The sequence below is a fragment of the Pseudomonas quasicaspiana genome, from assembly GCF_021147825.1.
Taxonomy (GTDB): Bacteria; Pseudomonadota; Gammaproteobacteria; order Pseudomonadales; family Pseudomonadaceae; genus Aquipseudomonas; species Aquipseudomonas quasicaspiana.
In genome coordinates this window covers 76,444-95,579 of the sequence record NZ_JAGTPI010000011.1, presented here as the reverse complement: position 1 = coordinate 95,579, position 19,136 = coordinate 76,444, and the positions used below count along the sequence as shown (strand labels likewise).

The 19,136-nt window shown below is 57.4% G+C and carries 16 protein-coding genes and 1 pseudogene; 7 read left to right on the top strand and 10 right to left on the bottom strand.

All coding sequences use genetic code 11. The features are described from left to right. Window positions 1-186: 186 nt before the first annotated feature. On the bottom strand, window positions 187-1,509 hold the full coding sequence (locus tag KDX30_RS09975) for a UDP-glucose dehydrogenase family protein (protein WP_231675649.1): 1,323 nt from the start codon (window positions 1,507-1,509) through the stop codon (window positions 187-189). A gap of 292 nt (window positions 1,510-1,801) precedes the next feature. Between KDX30_RS09975 and KDX30_RS29725 the strand changes: the two are divergent. Next, window positions 1,802-2,869 (top strand): annotated as a pseudogene (locus KDX30_RS29725) (methyl-accepting chemotaxis protein); the annotation flags it as partial. Further along, the gene (locus KDX30_RS29720) at window positions 2,861-3,724 is read left to right on the top strand and encodes a methyl-accepting chemotaxis protein (protein WP_406643816.1); all 864 of its coding nucleotides are present in this window, start codon (window positions 2,861-2,863) and stop codon (window positions 3,722-3,724) included. The pseudogene KDX30_RS29725 and the gene KDX30_RS29720, both read left to right, overlap by 9 nt. A gap of 3 nt (window positions 3,725-3,727) precedes the next feature. On the opposite strand, the gene KDX30_RS09965 is transcribed toward KDX30_RS29720, so the two are convergent. The 3 genes from KDX30_RS09965 to KDX30_RS09955 all read right to left on the bottom strand — a co-directional run bounded on the left by KDX30_RS09965 (window position 3,728) and on the right by KDX30_RS09955 (window position 8,582). Continuing rightward, a complete protein-coding gene (locus KDX30_RS09965) occupies window positions 3,728-4,033 on the bottom strand; it encodes a DUF3649 domain-containing protein (protein WP_122707028.1) in 306 nt (101 codons plus the stop codon). 384 nt (window positions 4,034-4,417) lie between these two features. Next, a complete protein-coding gene (locus KDX30_RS09960) occupies window positions 4,418-5,968 on the bottom strand; it encodes a PepSY-associated TM helix domain-containing protein (protein ID WP_231675647.1) in 1,551 nt (516 codons plus the stop codon). 160 nt (window positions 5,969-6,128) lie between these two features. Further along, on the bottom strand, window positions 6,129-8,582 hold the full coding sequence (locus tag KDX30_RS09955; protein WP_231675646.1) for a TonB-dependent siderophore receptor: 2,454 nt from the start codon (window positions 8,580-8,582) through the stop codon (window positions 6,129-6,131). 216 nt (window positions 8,583-8,798) lie between these two features. Here KDX30_RS09955 and KDX30_RS09950 point away from each other — a divergent pair, with 216 nt between their 5' ends. From KDX30_RS09950 to KDX30_RS09940, 3 genes are all read left to right on the top strand, one after another. After that, window positions 8,799-9,317 carry a sigma-70 family RNA polymerase sigma factor gene (locus KDX30_RS09950; protein WP_027902034.1) on the top strand — a complete coding sequence of 173 codons (519 nt, stop codon included), beginning with the start codon at window positions 8,799-8,801 and terminating at the stop codon, window positions 9,315-9,317. Between the two features lie 48 nt (window positions 9,318-9,365). After that, window positions 9,366-10,337: a FecR family protein gene (locus tag KDX30_RS09945; protein ID WP_231675645.1), complete on the top strand. Its 972-nt coding sequence runs from the start codon at window positions 9,366-9,368 to the stop codon at window positions 10,335-10,337. Between the two features lie 661 nt (window positions 10,338-10,998). Next, a complete protein-coding gene (locus tag KDX30_RS09940) occupies window positions 10,999-11,892 on the top strand; it encodes a helix-turn-helix domain-containing protein (RefSeq protein ID WP_231675644.1) in 894 nt (297 codons plus the stop codon). A 154-nt stretch (window positions 11,893-12,046) separates the two neighbouring features. Here KDX30_RS09940 and KDX30_RS09935 read toward each other — a convergent pair whose 3' ends face one another. Beyond that, window positions 12,047-13,276, bottom strand: a complete 1,230-nt coding sequence (locus tag KDX30_RS09935) for an MFS transporter (RefSeq protein WP_231675643.1) — start codon at window positions 13,274-13,276, stop codon at window positions 12,047-12,049. Between the two features lie 141 nt (window positions 13,277-13,417). On the opposite strand from KDX30_RS09935, the gene KDX30_RS09930 reads away from it, so the two are divergent. Together KDX30_RS09930 and KDX30_RS09925 are read left to right on the top strand one after the other, a co-directional pair. Then, window positions 13,418-13,876 carry a winged helix-turn-helix transcriptional regulator gene (locus KDX30_RS09930; RefSeq protein WP_231675642.1) on the top strand — a complete coding sequence of 153 codons (459 nt, stop codon included), beginning with the start codon at window positions 13,418-13,420 and terminating at the stop codon, window positions 13,874-13,876. Window positions 13,877-14,428: 552 nt separating this feature from the next. After that, complete coding sequence (locus KDX30_RS09925; protein ID WP_164706189.1) at window positions 14,429-14,650, top strand: hypothetical protein; 222 nt, start codon at window positions 14,429-14,431, stop codon at window positions 14,648-14,650. A 480-nt stretch (window positions 14,651-15,130) separates the two neighbouring features. On the opposite strand, the gene KDX30_RS09920 is transcribed toward KDX30_RS09925, so the two are convergent. The 5 genes from KDX30_RS09920 to KDX30_RS09900 all read right to left on the bottom strand — a co-directional run bounded on the left by KDX30_RS09920 (window position 15,131) and on the right by KDX30_RS09900 (window position 19,052). Then, window positions 15,131-15,856, bottom strand: coding sequence for a LexA family transcriptional regulator (locus KDX30_RS09920; RefSeq protein ID WP_231675641.1), 726 nt, complete (start codon window positions 15,854-15,856; stop codon window positions 15,131-15,133). A gap of 375 nt (window positions 15,857-16,231) precedes the next feature. Next, window positions 16,232-16,759 carry an inorganic diphosphatase gene (gene ppa / locus KDX30_RS09915; RefSeq protein ID WP_003317259.1) on the bottom strand — a complete coding sequence of 176 codons (528 nt, stop codon included), beginning with the start codon at window positions 16,757-16,759 and terminating at the stop codon, window positions 16,232-16,234. A gap of 111 nt (window positions 16,760-16,870) precedes the next feature. After that, window positions 16,871-17,683, bottom strand: a complete 813-nt coding sequence (locus KDX30_RS09910; RefSeq protein WP_231675640.1) for a M90 family metallopeptidase — start codon at window positions 17,681-17,683, stop codon at window positions 16,871-16,873. 3 nt (window positions 17,684-17,686) lie between these two features. Beyond that, the gene (locus KDX30_RS09905; protein WP_231675639.1) at window positions 17,687-18,334 is read right to left on the bottom strand and encodes a DedA family protein; all 648 of its coding nucleotides are present in this window, start codon (window positions 18,332-18,334) and stop codon (window positions 17,687-17,689) included. 259 nt (window positions 18,335-18,593) lie between these two features. After that, window positions 18,594-19,052, bottom strand: a complete 459-nt coding sequence (locus KDX30_RS09900; RefSeq protein WP_027898136.1) for a GNAT family N-acetyltransferase — start codon at window positions 19,050-19,052, stop codon at window positions 18,594-18,596. Window positions 19,053-19,136: the final 84 nt, after the last annotated feature.

Here is a 19,136-nt window from a genome sequence, read left to right as displayed (position 1 = left end):
AGCAGAGCTTGATCTGGGCGGCATTCCGACGATACAGGCACCGCAAATGTCAGGTATATCGAGTCCAGTCTTATCGCAGGCAAGCCTGGCTCCCACAGGATTGGCGGCGATCCGCAGACTTTTCCTGCACCTACAGGTCGGCCGTGGGGCGGGAAATCGGAGTGCATTTCACTTCGTCCCCGAAACTCAGGCCCGACCCATGCTCGAATAACTCAACCCTGCATCCGCCAACGCCTTGGGCTCATACAGGTTGCGCCCGTCAATCACGATCGCGTATTTGAGTTGTTGCCTGAGCCATGTGAAATCGACGCTGCGAAAAGCTTTCCATTCGGTGCAGATCACCAATGCATCCGCGCCTTTGACTGCCTGGATGCGATCACCGACCAGGACCAGATCGTCACGTTCGCCGTAGATTCTTCGACATTCCTGCATCGCTTCGGGGTCGTACGCCTGAACGCTGGCTCCGGCGCTCCACAGTGATTCCATCAAGTCTCTGCTCGGCGCGGCGCGCATGTCGTCAGTATTGGGTTTGAAGGCCAGTCCCCAGACAGCGATGGTCTTGCCTGCCAATTGCCCCTCCAGAGCTCGTTCGAGCTTTTTGAACAGCGCGGTTTTCTGTCGCTGGTTGATCTCTTCCACAGCCCTGAGTAGTTGCGGGTTGTACCCGACTTCATGGGCTGTGCGGCTCAGTGCCTGAATGTCCTTGGGGAAGCAGGAGCCGCCATAGCCGCAACCGGGATAGATGAAGTCATAACCAATGCGCGGATCGCTACCAATGCCGTGGCGGACTTGCTCAATATCCACGTCCAGGCGCTCGGCCAGGTTAGCCATTTCATTCATGAAGCTGATCTTTGTCGCCAGCATTGCGTTGGCAGCGTATTTGGTCAGTTCGGCGGCGCGCAGGCTCATGAACATCAGCTTGTCGTGATTGCGGTTGTACGGCGCGTAGCACTCACGCATGAGCGTTCTGACACGCTCTGAGTCGGTGCCGATGATGATCCGGGCACCACGGGTGAAGTCCTCGATGGCCGCGCCCTCCTTGAGGAACTCGGGGTTGGAGCAGACATCGAAGGGTATCTGCAGGTCGCGGTTTTCCAGCGTCGTACGAATAGTCTCTGCCACCTTCTCCCCGGTGCCGACCGGAACGGTGGACTTGTTGACCACGGTTTTGCAGGTTTGCATGTGCTGGCCGATGCTTCGCGCGACTGCGAGGACGTATTGCAGGTCAGCGCTGCCGTCCTCATCGGAGGGCGTGCCTACCGCGATGAACAACAGGTCAGCAAAGGCAACGGCTTGTGCGGCATCGGTCGAGAAGAACAGCCTTTGCGCATGCACGTTGCTGCGAATGAGCATGTTCAGTCCGGGCTCATGAATAGGCGTTTCACCTGATTTGAGTAGCTCTATCCGTTGCAGATCAATGTCCATGCACAGCACGTCATGCCCCACATCGGCAAGGCATGCACTGGCCACCAGACCGACATAGCCTGATCCAAAAACGCTGATCTTCATGAGTCATTACCCTCGGTTTTTTGCGCAGCGTGGTGACGTGCATGAGGGTATCGAGCGCGTGTTACAGCCAGTGCAACCTGATGATTTCGCTTGTCCGGCGATGAATTACGTTGCGCTGAAGGCTCTGGATCAATGCTTTCAGCGTGGTCCTTAATCAGCAGGGGGACTCAAAAAAACGCATAAACAGTCAAGTTATCCGTTGTGTTGGCCGATATGCCCTGTGCACAGGTTGCTCTCAATAAAAATAACAACAGCGTGCATTGGGGAAACACAGACACATCACGGAGAGTTTATGAACAGCAGCTTGGCCAATATCAGCGTCACCATGAAGTTAGCCCTGGGGTTCGGGGCGGTGCTTATATTCACTGCACTGCTTTCACTTCTGGGGTGGACCAGTCTGGATAAGCTGATCTACCGCACCGACAGAATCGGTGACATCGCTGAGCTTTCTGATCGCCTGACCGTATTACGCGTCGCGCGTCTGCAATACATGCTTGCCAATGGTGACGAAGCTGCCGCACAGAAAGTGCAGGCCGCCCTGGACGACTTCAAGAAGCAACAGCAACTGCTGCTGTCCACCTTCACTAATCCGCTTAACGCCAAAGCCCTTTCTCAGCTCACCGACATCATCAAAAACTACGAGACGTCGCTGGAGCAGATGCGCGGTGGCTATCAGGTCAGCACCAAGGTCCGTGCCGATATGGGCGTGGAGGCCACCAAAGGTGCTCAGTTGATTGCTGCCATCAATGACTCGGTGCTTAAACAGGATCCCTCGAATCCTGAGCGTTCGGACCAGTTGCAACTGATGTCTGACGCCAAAATGGATTTTCAGCTGGTTCGTTATGAAGTGCGCGGTTACACCGGCAACTCGAATGAAAAGACCGAGCAGGCTGCGTTCAGCCAACTTGAAACGTCGATTAAAAACGTCGACAAGCTGAAGACTGTGTTCAATGCGACCTATGGCACCGAAGTGGCACAGCTTGAAGCCTCTCTGCGTAACTACCTGACTCTGGTTCAAGCCTACAAGACTGCCAACGATACGATTGTGTCGGCGCGCAAAGACATGACCGCCCAAGGGTACGAGATCGTTAACCTCGGCGAAGAACTCTCCAAAATCCAGCGCAGCCTTGCTGCGCAAGACACCACCAAGGCCCGCAGCATGCAGATCGGCGGTGCTGTGTTGGCCCTGCTGTTGGGTATTTTTGCGGCGATCATCATCACGCGTCAGATCACCCGTCCGTTGCAGCAAACCCTGGAAGTGGTGAACCGCATTGCCTCGGGGGATCTGACTCACACCATCACCATTACCCGTCGCGATGAACTGGGCGTGTTGCAGCAAGGTATTCAGCGCATGGGTGCCACGCTGCGGGATCTGATCAGCGGGATTCGTGATGGCGTGACACAGATTGCCAGCGCGGCTGAAGAATTGTCCGCCGTCACCGAGCAGACCAGCGCCGGGGTCAACAATCAGAAGATCGAGACCGATCAGGTCGCTACCGCGATGCAGGAAATGTCTGCCACCGTCCACGAAGTTGCGCGCAACGCCGAGCAGGCTTCGGTAGCCGCTGCGAACGCCGACACCCAAGCCCGGGACGGCGACAAAGTCGTGGGCGAAGCCATCACGCAGATCGAAAAACTGGCCAGTGAAGTGCTGCGTTCAAGCGATGCCATGACCTTGCTGGAGCAGGAAAGCGACAAGATCGGCAAAGTCATGGACGTGATCAAGGCCGTGGCCGAGCAGACCAACCTGCTGGCGCTCAACGCTGCCATCGAAGCGGCACGTGCCGGTGAAGCAGGGCGAGGTTTCGCGGTGGTTGCCGATGAAGTACGGGGTTTGGCGCAACGCACCCAACAGTCCACTGAAGAGATCGAAAGCCTGATTGCCGGGCTGCAAAACGGTACTCGTCAGGTCTCGCAAATCATGCTCGGCAGCCGCGCCTTGACCGACAACAGCGTTGCCCTGACGCGCAAGGCGGGCACCTCGCTGGAAAGCATCACTCAGACTGTTTCCAGTATTCAGGCCATGAACCAGCAAATCGCCGCGGCGGCTGAGCAGCAAAGCTCGGTGGCTGACGAAATCAGCCGCAGCATCGTCAACGTGCGTGACGTGTGTGAGCAGACGGCGGAAGCCAGTGAAGAGACCGCCGCATCCAGCGTTGAGTTGGCGCGATTAGGTGGTCAGTTACAGATGATGGTTGGGCACTTCAAGGTTTAACGCTCACACGGTGATCGTCAGCCCGACGATCACCGCGCCCGTCAACAGCGCCGCCAGCACCAGGCCGAACCATGCCCGCCAGGCGCTGGCGGTGCTAAATACCCAGATGACTATGGCGGTGTACAGCACAAAACTCAGCAGCGTCGTGATCTGCACGACGCTTGCGGGATCGCTGCCTGAGACGCGCGGCAGCAACAGCGCCAGCAACGACGTGACCAGCGCCGACAAAACATAACCGCCGAGGGTGGCGGCCAGCACCCGGCTGAGAATCATCCAGCGGTAGAGGTGTGTGTTGGTGGTTTTTTTCATTGCACATCACCTGTAGATGCCGCAAATAATTTGTGAATTGGAAAGCGATTTTATGTGGGAGCTTCTATGTTTGCCCGCAAGCGCTGATACCGGTGGGAGCGAATTCATTCGCGAAGAGTCCGGTACATCCGCAGCTTATGCATCGCTTGAAACACCGCCTTCCCGAATGAATTCGGTCCCACGGGGCAATCATGAGCTTAAGATCAAGGACAATCTGTGGGAGCTGAGCTTGGTCTGGGCGGCATTCCGACGATAAACGAAAACGCGCTATGCCTTTAAGCTGCGTCTCATGCATCGCGGGCAAGCCTCGCTCCCACAGGGAATCGCGTTCCAAATTGATGGGCCGTGAGTAGCTGATTGGCACACATGCATCTGCTGCAGATCTCATCTACTTCGCCGCAGCAACAAAACAATCACCAGCATGACTCCAAACCCCAGCGCTACAATCTCAACGCTTCCGCGCTGCCAATCCCCTGTGGCCAGATAACGACCGATATGCTGGCCTGTTGTGCAAAAATTGAGCAGCGGCAGGCATAAGCACAATACTGCGGCGCTGATCAGTTGCTCGGCCCACGCCTTACTGACCGGTCGACACAGCGTATGAACCAACGTCACCAGCCAGATCAGCAGAAAGCTGCGAACCTCCCATGTGGCTCGGTCCGCCATATCCACCGGTATGAACCGGTTGGCATAGAAATATCCAATACACGCCACGCCAATGCCTGCAATGCTCGCCACGTTAAACGCTTCGATACAACGGTAAACCCTGGCAGTCGCGGTGCCGAATTCTCGCTGACTCTTGTTGCGTCGCTTGATGGTGAACAGCAGCGTACCGGTCGCCATCATCGCCATGCCCAGCAACCCGCTGACGAAGTACAGCCACTTCATGCCCCAGCCGCCCAACTCGGCAAAATGCAGTGAACGCAGGACGCCGTAGATCTGATCGCCCAGCGACAGGGTTTCCGGCAGCGGCTTCTGGACCTGCAAAGTCGCGCCCGTTCTACCGTCAAACAGTACGCTGGCTTGCGGCGTGAACAGTGTCTGGGAAGGGTGGGCTTCATCGTGGCGACCCATCACCCGGACCGTAGCCTTCTGTGACTCCGGGTTCTGCACCACCAGCATGCGTGCGTCCTGGCCCGTCAAGGTTTGCGCCTGTCGCAGAAGCGAGGGCCAATCAGTTGTGGTGTTTTCGGTCTTGTCGATAGAGCCTGCTTTTCCCGACAGCTCCGACTGAAATTGACTGTAGGCATCCGGGCTGGAACTGTAAGCCGCTTGCAGAGGCCAGGGCATGTAACTGGTATAGAAAACGGCCAGCCCGGTGTAGGCAATCATGATCAGGAAGGGCAGGGTCATGACCGCCGTGGCGTTGTGTGCGTCGAGCCAGGAGCGCAGACCTTTGTCAGGTCGGAAGGTGAAGAAATCCTGGAATATTCGCCGGTGGATCACTACGCCAGACACCAGCGCAACCAGCATGCCCACGGTCAGCCAGCCCACCAGCCAGAAGCCCAGCACCGGCAGGTGCAGCATGTAGTGGAACGACATGAAATGGCGTCCGCCCTCGGTTTTCCGTGCGATGCCTCTAGGGAGTATTTCGCCGGTTTCAGCCGACAGCGAAACCTGCTGAAGGGTCGACCCCGAACGCCACGCCAATTGGAGGGCCTGGCCCGGATACTGAGGGAATTCGACCCGCCAGAATCGGGCACCGGTTGCGTGTTCAAGCAGGTAATGCTCGGCATAGCGCGCAGCACCCGAAATGTCACTGGTGGGCGCGTTTTGGTCGACTGCAACCAGTGGCTGCGCTTCCATCCAGCGCGTGATGGGTTCCCGGAAAACGCTCAACGTGCCGGTCAGGAAAATCGCACACAACAACCATCCACACACAAGGCCGCACCACGTGTGGAGCCACGACATGGACTGGCGGAATTTACCTTTCACGATTGGGTTCGCTGATTTGAAGCAAATTCTGTAGGAGTGAGCTTGCTCGCGATAGCGTCCTGGCTGGCCGTGATTTGCCAACTGAAAGAACGTATCGCGAGCAAGCTCACTCCTACAGGGGAAGTGTTCGCCCCGCGGTAGGGTTTTGCCCGGGCTTTAATCAGAAATCGCCCCGCAGTGTGAACATGTAGCTGCGCGGATCGCCGAACAGGTTCGAGCGGTCGGTGGCCACGGCGGTGGTGTAGTAGCGACGGTCAAACAGGTTTTCGGCGTTCAGCGAAACTTTCCAGTGCTCGTCCAGTTTCCAGCTGGCGCGGGCATCCCAGATGGCGTAGCCCTGGCTGCCGAAATCCAGCCCTTCAACAGCGGCCTTGTAACCAGATTGCGCTGAAACACCGCCACCGATGGTGAGGCGATTCCAGACTCCTGGCAGGTTGTAGCTGGTTTGCAGGCGCAGCATGTGTTTTGGGGTTTCGTAGGCGACTTCGACCTCTGCGGTGTTGCGCAGCAGGTTGTAGGTGTAGCCGCCGAATACTTGCCAGCCCGGAAGTACTTCGCCGCTGGCTTCGATGTCGATGCCTTTGCTGCGCTTGATGGCTCCGTTGATGTAGCAGACGCCGTCGACATCTGTCTCGGTGCAGCCGATGTTTGAAGGGTCTGCGATCGCGACATTTTCCTGCTTGATATAGAACAGGGCCATCGACAGGTTCAGGCGTTTATCAAACAGCTCACCCTTGATGCCTGTTTCATAGTTATCACCTGTCGAGGGTGACAGTGGTGCGCCGCTGGCATCGACATAGTTACCCTGAGCGTTGAAGATTTCCGCGTAGCTCGCATACCAGGACCAATTGTCGTTGATGTCGTAGATCAAGCCCGTATAGGGCGTTACTTCGCGGGTGACCTTCGAGTTATAGGACAGGGCGCTGCCTTTATCGACATCGTAGGTGTAGTCATACCAACTGGCTCGCGCGCCCAATATCAAACTCAGCTCTTGAGTAAGGCGCAATCGTGTATTGGCATAAACGCCCGAACGCTCTTCGGTCATGTCGATGTCCGTCATCCACGCAGGCCGTGCAGGCTTGTTGAATGCATGGTGATCAACGTTGAAGACATCGGTGGGGATTGTTGGCCTAAAGGTGACCGTCGATTGCTTGGTATTGGCCTCTTGCCGAGACCAAGTGGCACCCACAGTCACTTCATGGGTCAGCCCGAACGCATCGAAGTTACCATTCACATGGCTGTCCAGCCCGGTACTTGCCACCTCATCCCGGCGGAACAACACCCTGCGAAAAGTCGAGCCTGCGTTGGTAACAGGGCTGATTGCGCCCTGAGCATAAGCAACCTGCTGATCAAACCCACCCTCCGAATACGTCATCGACGTCGTGTTGCTCCAGCGATCATTGAAGCGATGCTCAACCTCGGCAAACACCTCGCTCATGTCGCTCTCGTGACGGTTCCAGTCCTGCACCAACGAGGTCGAGCGGGAGATATCCAGCGAGTTGCCATTGCTGTAGCGCGGCAGGCCGTAGATCGAATAGCCGTTGATGACGTTTTCCTGATGACGCAGGCTCAGGGTCAGCGTGGTGTCGTCATTCACATCGGCTTCGACAATCCCGTACATCAATGGCGTGCGGGTGTCGCGCTCGTCAATGTACGAGCCGCTGTCCTCGTAAGCGGTGACCATGCGGCCGCGTACTGTGCCTGTATCATTGAGCTTGCCGCTGGCATCGAGGTCCATGCGGTAGCGGTCCCAGGAGCCTGCGCTGGCCTGCACCGTCAGCTTGTTTTCCGCGGTTGGGCGCTTGCGCACCAGATTGACCGCACCGCCGGGCTCGCCTGCACCCACCAGCAGGCCGGAAGCACCGCGCAATACCTCGACGCGGTCGTAAATAGCGGTATCAGGTTTCATCCAGCCGGTGATCTGATAGCCCTGACCCGGCACGCCATCAATCAAAAAACTTTCAGCCAGCAGCGAGAAGCCCCGCGAGGTGTAAACGTGGCCGCCGAAGTTGCGGTACTGGAAAGTAATGCCGGGCGTCTGCTCCAGCACCTTGTCGAGGCTGGTGAGTTTCTTGTCGTCCATCAGTTGCCGAGTCATGACGCTGACCGTCTGCGGTGTTTCCCGCAGGCTCAGGTTCAGTTTCGAGGCGGTACTGCTTCCTCCCGTGGTGTAGGAACCTGTCCCATCGGTGGTCGTTCCGAGTTGGCCCGCCGCATTCACATTAGTGGCGCCCAGCACCATGGCGGAGTCGCCCGAAACCGGCAGTCTTTCCAGCACCACGGTGCGTTCGTCCAGCAGGCGCCAGGTGAAACCGCTGCCCTTTAGCAGCGTGTCCATGGCCTGGCCCAGTGTGTACTTGCCCTGCAGCGCTTTGGTGCGTAACGCGCCTACATCGCTGGAGTTGAAAATAAGACGGACGTTGGCCTGATCCGCAAGCTGGGTCAGCGCCTGATCCAGGGATTGCTCCGGCAGCTTCAGATCAATACTGGTCGATGTGTCAGCGGCCATCGCAGTGAGCGGCATCAAGGGCAGGCTGCCAGCCATGGTCAACATCAGCGTCAGGGTCAACGTGCGACCGCTGACCGGAGCAAAGAACTTGGAAGGTGCCTGCATTTCAATCGTCCGTATTGAATAGTGGTGGTGACACGACATGAGAATTATTCGCGCCCACCCCAACGACGAATCATCCCCACCAACCTTGCCGTCGATTGTTGAAATAATTTTTATTCGCGTGACGCCGATAGATGAAAACCGGCTTGGCGGGAGATATTGATGATAACTGTTCTCAGTTGAGATAGGATGCATGCCTTACCAGCCGGGGCAGTCCGAATGTCTGTTTCACCCAACTCAAATCACTTGCTGACAGTCTTTCAGGAGCATTACAGCGACCTGTTGGCCTTTCTCGCACGTCGTCTGGGGAATGTGGAAAAGGCCGCCGATGTGGCCCAGGACACCTATTTGCGGCTGGCAGGTCTGTCCGATACGGCGCAGATTCTGGAGCCTCGGGCCTTTGTATTTCGGGTGGCGGGCAATCTGGCCATTGACCGTTTACGTCAGGAACAACGGCGCTCCGCATTGCAGGCCGATGACCTGGATGAGGACTTCTGCGACCCGATGGCATCGCCGGAACGCTCGTTTCTGGCGACCGAAGCCGTCGAGCAGCTCGACAAGGCGCTGCACCTCTTGCCAAGCAATGCACGGCTGGCGTTGTTGCTTAATCGCCTCGAAGGCATGACCCACGCGCAGATCGCTACACGTCTGGGGGTATCGGAAAGCTCGGTGGGCAAATACATTGTCCAGGCCATGCGCCATTGTCGGGATTGGCTACGCCAGTCGGAGTGCATTTAGAATGATCGCAATGCACTCTCTTCTGGCGGCTTCTTCGAGCCCATCACCATGACCGAGCCTATGAACCACGCAATGCCCAACGTTGAGCTGGAAGATCAGGCCATTGAACAATGGGTGCGGCTGGCCTCGGGCAGTGCCAGCGAATCGGAGCACGCCGCGTTCGCCCGCTGGCGTCAGCAAAGCCCTGCGCATGAAGCCGCCGCCAAGCTGGCCGAACAGATGTGGCAGGCCATCCCGAAGACCCGGACCGCTGAAGTCTTCGTGCCCCCAGCCCCGCCGCAGCGCCGTCCTTTGCGTTGGGTCGCACTGGCTGCCGGGTTGGGCGCGTTGGCGCTGACCAGTTTTACAGAACCTGTTCAGATCTATTTCGCCGACCACACCACCGCAGTCGGCGAGCGCAAAATGCTCACCCTCGAAGACGGCAGCCAGGTCTGGATGAACAGCGCCACAGCGTTGTCCGTGCATTACTCGGCTAACCGTCGCGACATCAGTCTGCTCAAAGGCGAAGCACTGTTTCAAGTCAGCAAAGACGCCAACCGGCCCTTCGTTGTCCAGGCCTCTGGCGGCAGCGTGCAGGCTGTTGGCACCCGCTTTGACGTCGACCGCCAGAGCCAGCGTGTCCGCGTCGGCGTCACCGAAGGTGAAGTCAAAGTCTCTTCAGGCGGCGAAGCCGTCCCCCTGAAAGTGGCCCAGCAACTCGAGTTCGAAAGCGGCTCCCCTCCGTCCACCACCAGCCCCCTGGACACCACCACCGCGGCCGCCTGGCAACGCGGCAAACTGATCTTCAACAGCCGCCCGCTGACCGAAGTTTTTGCCGACATCGAACGCTACATGCCCGGCTCACTGGTCGTCGCTGGCACCTTGCCCGACACCGCCGTCAGCGGCGTATTCAACCTCGACGACGTACCCGGCATGCTCAACGTGCTGTCCCAAACCCAGCCCGTGCGGATCTATCAACTGCCTTGGTTGACGGTAGTGATGAATGGCGAGGCGGTGAAAGAGGGGAAGGTGGGGATTTAGCCCTGGCTGATACCGCAATCTCAAGCTGAACATTGAACCCCTGTGGGAGCGAGGCTTGCCCGCGATAAGGACACCGCAAATATCAGGTGTATCGCGTCTAGCCTTATCGCGGGCAAGCCTCGCTCCCACAGGTTGGCGCTGATCTTAAATTCATGATCGACCCGTGGGACAGACCGGGTGGCGTTCTACTTCATTCGGGAAGGCGGTATTCCAGGCTGTAAATAAGGCGGCGAATGTACCGGCCTCTTCGCGAATGAATTCGCCCCCACCGGGATCAGCGGTTGCAGGCAAACATAGAATCTCCCACAGGGGGCGCGCTGAAACACAGATCTTTGTGGGAGCAGAGCTTGCTCGCGATGCAGACACCTCGTTGTTTCAGACGGACCGTGTCATCGTTCATCGCGAGCAAGCTCTGCTCCCACATGGGAATCGCATCCATTCAGTGATTGGTGGGGCTGCCTGGCAGGCCAACATGGCCTGTCGTTCCGCCTTGTAAGAATCTTCCGTCAGCCCTTTGCGTAATCAACTACGCCTCCCATAAACCCTCTCCCCGAACGCGCCTGCTCACTCCCGCTAATTTCTCCATCCGATAGATGCTGACGCACCGGTCACCTGCTGGCTCAGCATCTGAATCTGAAAGAACTAACGGTTGGAGTAAGCCATGCAGCGCATACAAGAATTACGCACCACTTTAGGCGTGCCGATGGCCGATTTTGCCAAGGCACTGGGGGTGTCCGAACAGGTTGTCGGGCAGTGGGAAAGCGGCGAGGCAGAGCCCGGCGTTCCGGCCTTGAGAGATATCGCCACGCTGCTGGGCACCAACGTTGATGACTTGATGGACTTCGCCACCAGCGGCCGAAGAATCACGTCCCAACATTGGGTGCCGGGCGACGATGCCATCTTCGACGGCTTCTGGGGCCGCATGGGTTTGCTGCTTCCCGGTGAAACCAATTGCACCTGGTATCCCGTTACCTTCGCGGAATATTCCCAGATTACCGACTCGCTGAGCATTGAGCATGCAGAGCCACAGTGGTTGGTGGTCAGCACCCTTAACAACCGAAAGCTGCTGATCAATCCCGCGTTGATCCGACGCATCCGCCTGCTCGACGACGCCGCAGACCGCCCGGAAGACGACGCCTGGCAACTCGGCTGGGACAGCGAACAAGGCCTGACACCGGAGCTCTATCGCGCACTTGGTGAATACTTCACCGACGAACTTGCGTTCGACACCAACAACTCACTGGTGGCCCAACAGGTGATTCATACGCTGATCGCCCAGCATGATCTGACCAGCGCGAAAGTCATGCACTTGATCAGCGATACCCACGTCCATCTCGCAAGCGGCACAACCGCCAACGTGCGCGCCGCCAACGCCGACATCTACAACCTCGTGCTGGACGCCTACGCTGGCATGCCGCTGGGTATCAGCTTGAGCACAAGGGATTCGGAAGAAGAAAACCACTTCTCGCCGTCGCAAGTGGCGTTGGTGGACATCCCGCTGCTTCAGTATCAGACGGCGGAGATTGAGGCATCGGCGGAGATGGAAGGCGTCTGATAACGGTGACATAGGACCGGCTAAAGCGGGTCTTACGGTTTGCGCAGAACCTGTGGGAGCGAGGCTTGCCCGCGATGAACGATAACGCGGAATATCCGCCTGTTTGCGTCGTCCTGGTCGCGGGCAAATCTATCTCCCCCTCTAAAGCGGCTAATCATGAACGCCTCACAACCCGCGTCCACAACCAAAACCCCAGCGCCACAACACTAATTGAGCCCCCCAACAAACACACCGCTACCCAGCCCCAACGTGCATAAACCTGGGTGGCCGCAACCGCCCCTAGCGCACTTCCAAGCGAGTAAAAACACATGTAAGCACCGACCAGCCGACTTTGCGCGTCGGGCCTTGCCGCAAATATCAGACTCTGATTAGTGACATGCACCGCCTGCACTGCGAAGTCCAGGACGACCACTCCGACGATCAGCGCGAGCAACGATGTTTCCGCGAACGCGATAGGGATCCAGGACAGCGCCAGCAATGCCAAAGCAATCCCCGTAATGCGCTGTTCCAAGCCCTGATCGGCCCAGCGACCAGCCCTCGATGCCGCCAACGCGCCCGCTATCCCTGCGAGGCCAAACAAGCCAATCTGCGTATGCGAAAGACTCAAAGGCGGCGCACTCAGCGGCAACACCATTGCTGTCCACAGAACACTGAACGCAGCAAAGATCAGCAGCGCAAAAACACCCCTGATCCTTAAAACCGGTTCGGTGACAAAAAGTGTGAACGTCGACAACAGAAGCTTTAGATACGTGCTTTCAACACGTGGTAAACCTTTGCTCGGGATAGCCCTCCACAGCACAACGGTCAGGGTCAGCATCAACCCCGCGGAAACAAAATAAACCGCCCGCCACCCGGCCATATCAGCAATAAGCCCTGATGTAAAACGCGCAAGCAGGATGCCCAAGACAATCCCGCTCGTTACCGTGCCAACGGCCTGCCCGCGTCGTGATGGCGTTGCCAGCGCAGCGACATAAGCCACGACCATTTGAACAACCACCGCCATTAGACCGACCAAAATCATCGCACCCAGCAAGGCCGACCATTGCTGAGCAGACCCGACCACTATCAACGCAACAGCCGACAGCAACACTTGAGTCAGGATCAAAGCCTTGCGATTGATCAGATCACCCAACGGCACAATAAAAACCAAACCCACGCCGTAGCCAACCTGAGTGGCGGTGACCACGATGCCGATCATGCCTGGGTCGACGCCGAGGCTTTGAGCCATAGAATCAAGCAACGGCTGCGCGAAATAGACATTGGCAACGGCCAGTGCGCAGGTGACCGACAACAGCAGCGTCAATGCTGGAGATAGCTCGGGAGTGCTCTCCGACCGGGCTTCACAAGAGTCGAGCTCGCTTGCGGCATTGATATTGGAGGCCATGGATCCATCCTTGATGCTGATTCCGGTTTCAATTGAAAACTACTTCGTTGATTTCTACCAAGGCCGGTTTTAATCTGCAACCAGTTTTGCACAGCGTTGCTGCTGGCGAGACTTCCTCTGATGCCTGATCGGGAATCCAAAATGGCGAATCATTCACCTGTCCAGGGCGACGAATGCCCAGTGGCAAGAACCCTGGAAGCCATCGGCGATCGCTGGTCGCTGCTCATCATCCGCGACGCCTTCGACAACGTTCGACGGTTCGGCGAGTTTCAGAAAAACCTCGGCATGGCTAAAAACATCCTCGCCGCACGCCTGAAAACCCTCGTCGAACTGCAGATTCTCGAAATCCACCCCGCCTCAGACGGCAGCGCTTACAAGGAATACGTCCTTACTGAGCGCGGCCGTGCGGTCTTTCCTATCGTCGTCTCGATGCGCCAGTGGGGAGAGCAGCACCTGTTCCAGACGGGTGAAATGCATTCGGTGCTGCTGGACAAAGCGCGTGAGCAGCCGGTGGTGACGCTGGAGGTTCGGTCTGCGGAAGGGCGACGTCTTGGGCCGGAGGATTGTCAGCGGGGAAGGGTGGTTAAGGGCGCGTCTTAGCGGGAGACTGCTTGTTAACTTAATGCACCACAAACCAGGCAAGTGCGTGCTATAGCGTGTGGTAATCAAGGCAGAATCATCGAAAAATCGGCTCGCAATTACAAGGACTCGAGCCATTTATGAACTGCACTGTATCCGCTTCACCTCCTGAAAACCTCACCAAACTCCAAGTCGTCACCGCGATGTACGCCTGCATCATGACAAGCTGGGAAGACCTCCCCAAGCAAAACAAACGCGCCCAGAGTTTCGACTTTGCGTCGGCAGCGAAGCAGAGGAGGCCACGCTGAATCACTTGGCTCGGCTGTTCATGGATTACGCGGATTTTTCGTTTCGCCGGGCGTTGCTTGCCAGGCGAGAAGGCTTGGTCTGGATGCTTATTCAGACTCCGCATTTGCCGGTTGATTGGTTGTCATTGGGGCCTGACGTAAGTCTCAATCCACGCATAGCCAAACGCTTACACGTTATAGAGAAAAACTGCCATTTGCAGACCTGCCCGACAGGCATAGTCTTGTATTCAACCACTGACGAGCAGGAAGCCCGTCAGGATCAAGGATGATCGACCATGAAAGGATACTGCCGACAGGGAGTTGGAATGGTACTGGACAAAAAACCCGCTTCGGCGGGTTTTTTATTGGGGTTTGGAAAGTGGGAGTGCAGGCATTTTCCCGTCGAGACAACCTGCATGACTTTTCTCCAGGCACTAAAAAGCCGGCTTGTGGCCGGCTTCTCAAGGACGAACTTGGTTTGTTTTTGGCAAACCGTGCTCGCCTTTAACAGGTGCGCTCAGCGAGTGGCGCTAATTAGGATGGTGACGCTGACCAGGTTTGAGTCTGGGCGTAACCGTCGGCGTCGAGGCGTTGTGTGCTTCGGGCCGGGATGGCGCAGAGGATACTGATGTTCGCGGCGCTTGCCCAGTCTTGAAACACTTTGACTTGGCATTGTGGATGTCCGACATCACGCTTGCCTGACGCTGGTTGGTTAAGTGCACCGTGGATTTCAGGTGACAGCGTCCAGCCTTATCGTCGGAATGCCGCCCAGACCAAGCCTCGCCCACAGAATGCAATCATCCCGACAGGCATGCGAGGTAAAGGAATCTCAGGATGGTCACGGTTCTGTGGGAGCCGAGCTTGCTCGCGATAAACGATAACGCGGTATGACTTCAAACCGCAGCGCTACTATCGCGAGCAAGCTCAGCTCCCACAGGTTTGCTGGCAAGTCGGATTGCCGCCTGCTCGCTCCAACAGATCACCACCCTCACCGAAACGCTATCCCATGCCGCCGCGTGTTCAGCGTCGACCACCAGAACACCCAGCCCAGTACGCGGATGCCTTGCTGCTCGATCTGTTCGGCTGAGAACAGTTCGTCTGGGTATTCGGCGCTGTTGTGGCTGCGCAGGCGCAGGCCGTTGCCGGGTAGGCGGTAGAGGTATTTCACGCGCAGCATGCCACCGTGTTCCAGGGCGTACATTTCGCCGTCGATGATTCGGGTCAGGCCGCGGTCGATGCCGAGTACGGAGCCGTCCTGGATCTTGTCGGCCATGCTGTTGCCGATCATGGCGACGCAGATGGCGTTGTCGATGTTGATATTCATGCTTTGCAGCACATGCAGCGGCAGGCGGATTTTCTTGCCGGGGGCTTCAGCGATAAGGGTGTCGCCGGTGTCCGATTCGGTTTCCTTATAGACCGGCACTTCCACGTCGCTGCGCAGCGAGCTGCGGTTGGAGTGGCGGGACGCGCCGCTGTCGCCGCCATTGTTTTCATTGGCCGAGTCGCACGGATGCTTGGGGCCTTCGCCCGTGCGCAGCCACCGTGCGTTGACGGTTAACAGTTCAGCCACTTCGTCCAGACGGGCCATGGGGATGCCCCGCTTGAACCAGTTGTTCACATGCTGAGGCGTGACCTTCCGGTTGGCGGCGAAGTCCGTGGCTGAGAGGTGGCACTCCCGCAGGAGGGCGCGTAGTCGATCACCTGATGTATTCATGACCCCGAGTTTACGGCGCTCGTTAGCGGGTTTAAATAAACGAGGTGTTCAAATGAGCGGTGTGTCTAATTGTCCTGCGAGCCCCGGGATTACAGGGTTTGACGGGTTTTGTAGGGCGCTTCTGTCATTGGTTTGTGGCGGGTAAACAGTGCGGATTTAGTTCAGCGCGCAATGGCAGGCCTGGAGGTCTGTTTATCGGGTTTAACGGGGGGAGTTGTTTGTTTGGCGGGTGTTTACTGAAAAAAATGATTGTTTTCGCAGAACGATCAATCGGCATGAATGTTTGCCGGGAGCGTTTTAAAGAATCGGAGGGTTTTGCGAGGGATGTTAACGGAGCATCTGTTGCAGATGCTCCGTTGACGATGCAGCAATCGATCAGCCTTTGTAGGCAGCAACCGATTTGGTGATCTCGGCACGGGCGGCGTCTGCGTTACCCCAGCCTTCGATTTTCACCCATTTGCCTTTCTCGAGATCTTTGTAGTTCTCGAAGAAGTGCTTGATCTGCTCCAGCAGCAGTGGAGGCAGGTCGGTGTATTCCTTCACGTCGACGTACAGCTGGGACAGCTTGTCGTGTGGGACTGCGATGACTTTGGCATCGCCGCCGCCGTCGTCGGTCATGTGCAGGATGCCGACTGGACGGGCGCGGATAACCGAACCTGGGGTAACCGGGTAAGGGGTTACAACCAGCACGTCGAGGGGGTCACCGTCGTCAGCCAGGGTGTTCGGGATGAAACCGTAGTTGGCCGGGTAGAACATCGGCGTCGCCATGAAACGGTCAACGAACAGGCAATCGGAATCTTTGTCGATTTCGTATTTGATCGGCGCGTGGTTGGCCGGAATTTCGATCGCGACGTAGATGTCGTTCGGCAGGTCTTTACCCGCCGGAATCTTGCTGTAGCTCATTGGGCATTGCCCCCCTTGATTGACCAGACGGCTTTGGCTGGTTACGCCAAAAAGTGGGCCGGATTATAGGCATATTCTGTTGGTGTTGCCACGCGTGGCAGCCTGCAGGGGTTAGTCCTGATTCTGGTAGGAAGGTTCATCACGCTGCAGGTTTTGCAGGCGGTTGAGCGGGTCCTGGCGATAGAAGGCTTTGAGCTGCTGATAGACCGCCGGGTGAGCATCAACCAATAGATCCGGTGCGCAGAAGAAGTATTCGCTGGTCACGGCGAAAAACTCCGCCGGGTCTTCGGCGGCGTAGGGGTCAATGGCGGTTTCGATGTCCGGATCTGCATCGAGCTGGCGGTTCATGTCGTCATAGGCGTGTTGCATGACACTGGCCCACTGGCTGACCTGCATGTCGCCGTGCAGCGGCGGCAGGCCGTTGGCGTCGCCGTTGAGCATGTCGAGTTTGTGCGCCAGTTCGTGGATCACCAGGTTGTACGGCTCCCAGTTGCCGCTGGACAACACGCCGGGCAGGGCGAGGATCACCGGGCCTTGCTGCCAGGCTTCGCCGCTGTGCTCGCCGTCCCATTCGTGTTCGATGCCGCTGGGATCGCGATGGCGCTGCGGGCTGACGAAGTCGTCGGGGTAGATCACCAGTTCGTGAAAGCCCTGATACCAGTTCAGGTCGCCAAGGTTGAGCAATGGCAGTTGCGCCTGCGCGGCGAGATGCAGGCGCTGTTCGTCACTGAGCTCAACGCCCGGCAGGCAGGTGATGTGCTTGTCTTGCAGGAACAGCACGCTATTTTCAAGCAGCAGGGCGTCTTGCTCGGCGCTCAGGCCATCGAGGATTGGCAAACCCTGACGCACCCGCTGCCACAACTCGGCGGCAACGGAGCTCTTGGCCAGCCTGCGTTGCCGACGCCATTGGCTGAACGACCACATCCCTTAGCGGGCGTCCGCCGAGCGAGTCATGCGACCGCGTACCACGCTGATGATCATTGGCAGCAGCGAGATCACGATGATCGCCAGCACCAATACCGACAGGTTCTTCTTGATGAATGGTACGTTGCCAAAGAAGTAGCCGAGGGTGACCAGGCTGCCGACCCATAACACTGAGCCCAGAATGCTGAAACCGAGGAAACGCGGGTAATGCATTCTGCCGACGCCCGCGACAAACGGAGCGAAGGTGCGAATGATCGGCAGGAAGCGCGCGAGGGTGACGGTCTTGCCGCCATGGCGGTCGTAGAACTCGTGAGTACGGACCAGATAGTCGCGGCGGAAAATCTTCGAGTTAGAGTTCTGGAAGAGTTTTTCCCCTACGGTGCGGCCAATGATGTAGTTGGTGCTGTCACCAAGGATCGCCGCCGCCATCAGCAGGCATGCCAGCAATACAGGATCCATGGCGCCACCGGCGGCTACCGCGCCAGCAATGAACAGCAACGAATCACCCGGCAGGAACGGCATGACCACCAGACCGGTTTCGCAAAAAATCACCAGAAACAGGATCGCGTAGACCCAGGTGCCGTAGTTGGTTACGAGTAAATCGAGGTACACATCCAAGTGCAGAATCAGGTCGAGCGGATTGAAATCCATGTATGGCACCAATAGCGGAGACCCAGACCGGGTCACGTGCGGAAGTAACTACTGAGGAGGTTGCGGCGGGATTATAGAAGCAGAATGGGTGGGGAGGGGGATTGGGTTCTCAGGATCAGTTGTATTCGCGGCAATCATGCAGATCCCGCGCTGTCGTGTGGCGAGTAAGTAGTCTGTAGGAGCTGCCGAAGGCTGCGATGGCTGCGTGTCAGGATAAATGCTTCGCAGCCTTCGGCAGCTCCTACGGAATTGCGGCGTTTCAATCCTCACTGATCGGCAGGACGTAATTCTTGAACTGGGTGTCTTCGCGAAACCCGATGGATTCGTATACCTTTTGCGCCACTTCGTTGTTGCTGCTGGTGGAGACGCGCATGCGGACGGCCTGGGTGTCTTTGGCCATTTTCTTTGCGGTGCGCATCAGGTGGTCGGCCACCAGTTGGCGACGGGCATCCTCAGCCACATAGATGTCGTTAAGGATCCACACGCGTTTCAGTGACAGCGATGAGTAGCTCGGATAAAGCTGACAAAAGCCCAGCAGCTTTTTGTCATCGTCGGCAGCCAGCGCTAGGTAGATCACTGATTCATCCCGGCTCAGGCGTTTTTCGAGGAAGGCGCGGGACGAATCCGGAAATGGCAGTTCGCCATAGAACTCGCGGTATTTGACGAATAGCGGGGCTAGCAGGTCCAGGTGTTCCAGTGTGGCTTTAACGATCCGCATGGTTGGGCCTCAACTTCTCGATGACAAATGTTCCATCAGGCTTGCCGCCCGATGCTGCCGAATGAGTTTAGAAAGCGCAATCTA

What these genes read in the sequence shown, in the direction of transcription:
- KDX30_RS09940 (WP_231675644.1), top strand. Translation starts at nt 10,999, where the DNA reads ATGCAGCGCATACAAGAATTACGCACCACTTTAGGCGTGCCGATGGCC.
- KDX30_RS09935 (WP_231675643.1), bottom strand. Translation starts at nt 13,276, where the DNA reads ATGGCCTCCAATATCAATGCCGCAAGCGAGCTCGACTCTTGTGAAGCC.
- KDX30_RS09945 (WP_231675645.1), top strand. Translation starts at nt 9,366, where the DNA reads ATGACCGAGCCTATGAACCACGCAATGCCCAACGTTGAGCTGGAAGAT.
- KDX30_RS09950 (WP_027902034.1), top strand. Translation starts at nt 8,799, where the DNA reads ATGTCTGTTTCACCCAACTCAAATCACTTGCTGACAGTCTTTCAGGAG.
- KDX30_RS29720 (WP_406643816.1), top strand. Translation starts at nt 2,861, where the DNA reads ATGGGTGCCACGCTGCGGGATCTGATCAGCGGGATTCGTGATGGCGTG.
- KDX30_RS09925 (WP_164706189.1), top strand. Translation starts at nt 14,429, where the DNA reads ATGATCGACCATGAAAGGATACTGCCGACAGGGAGTTGGAATGGTACT.
- KDX30_RS09920 (WP_231675641.1), bottom strand. Translation starts at nt 15,856, where the DNA reads ATGAATACATCAGGTGATCGACTACGCGCCCTCCTGCGGGAGTGCCAC.
- KDX30_RS09930 (WP_231675642.1), top strand. Translation starts at nt 13,418, where the DNA reads ATGGCGAATCATTCACCTGTCCAGGGCGACGAATGCCCAGTGGCAAGA.
- ppa (WP_003317259.1), bottom strand. Translation starts at nt 16,759, where the DNA reads ATGAGCTACAGCAAGATTCCGGCGGGTAAAGACCTGCCGAACGACATC.
- KDX30_RS09975 (WP_231675649.1), bottom strand. Translation starts at nt 1,509, where the DNA reads ATGAAGATCAGCGTTTTTGGATCAGGCTATGTCGGTCTGGTGGCCAGT.
- KDX30_RS09900 (WP_027898136.1), bottom strand. Translation starts at nt 19,052, where the DNA reads ATGCGGATCGTTAAAGCCACACTGGAACACCTGGACCTGCTAGCCCCG.
- KDX30_RS09905 (WP_231675639.1), bottom strand. Translation starts at nt 18,334, where the DNA reads ATGGATTTCAATCCGCTCGACCTGATTCTGCACTTGGATGTGTACCTC.
- KDX30_RS09965 (WP_122707028.1), bottom strand. Translation starts at nt 4,033, where the DNA reads ATGAAAAAAACCACCAACACACACCTCTACCGCTGGATGATTCTCAGC.
- KDX30_RS09910 (WP_231675640.1), bottom strand. Translation starts at nt 17,683, where the DNA reads ATGTGGTCGTTCAGCCAATGGCGTCGGCAACGCAGGCTGGCCAAGAGC.
- KDX30_RS09955 (WP_231675646.1), bottom strand. Translation starts at nt 8,582, where the DNA reads ATGCAGGCACCTTCCAAGTTCTTTGCTCCGGTCAGCGGTCGCACGTTG.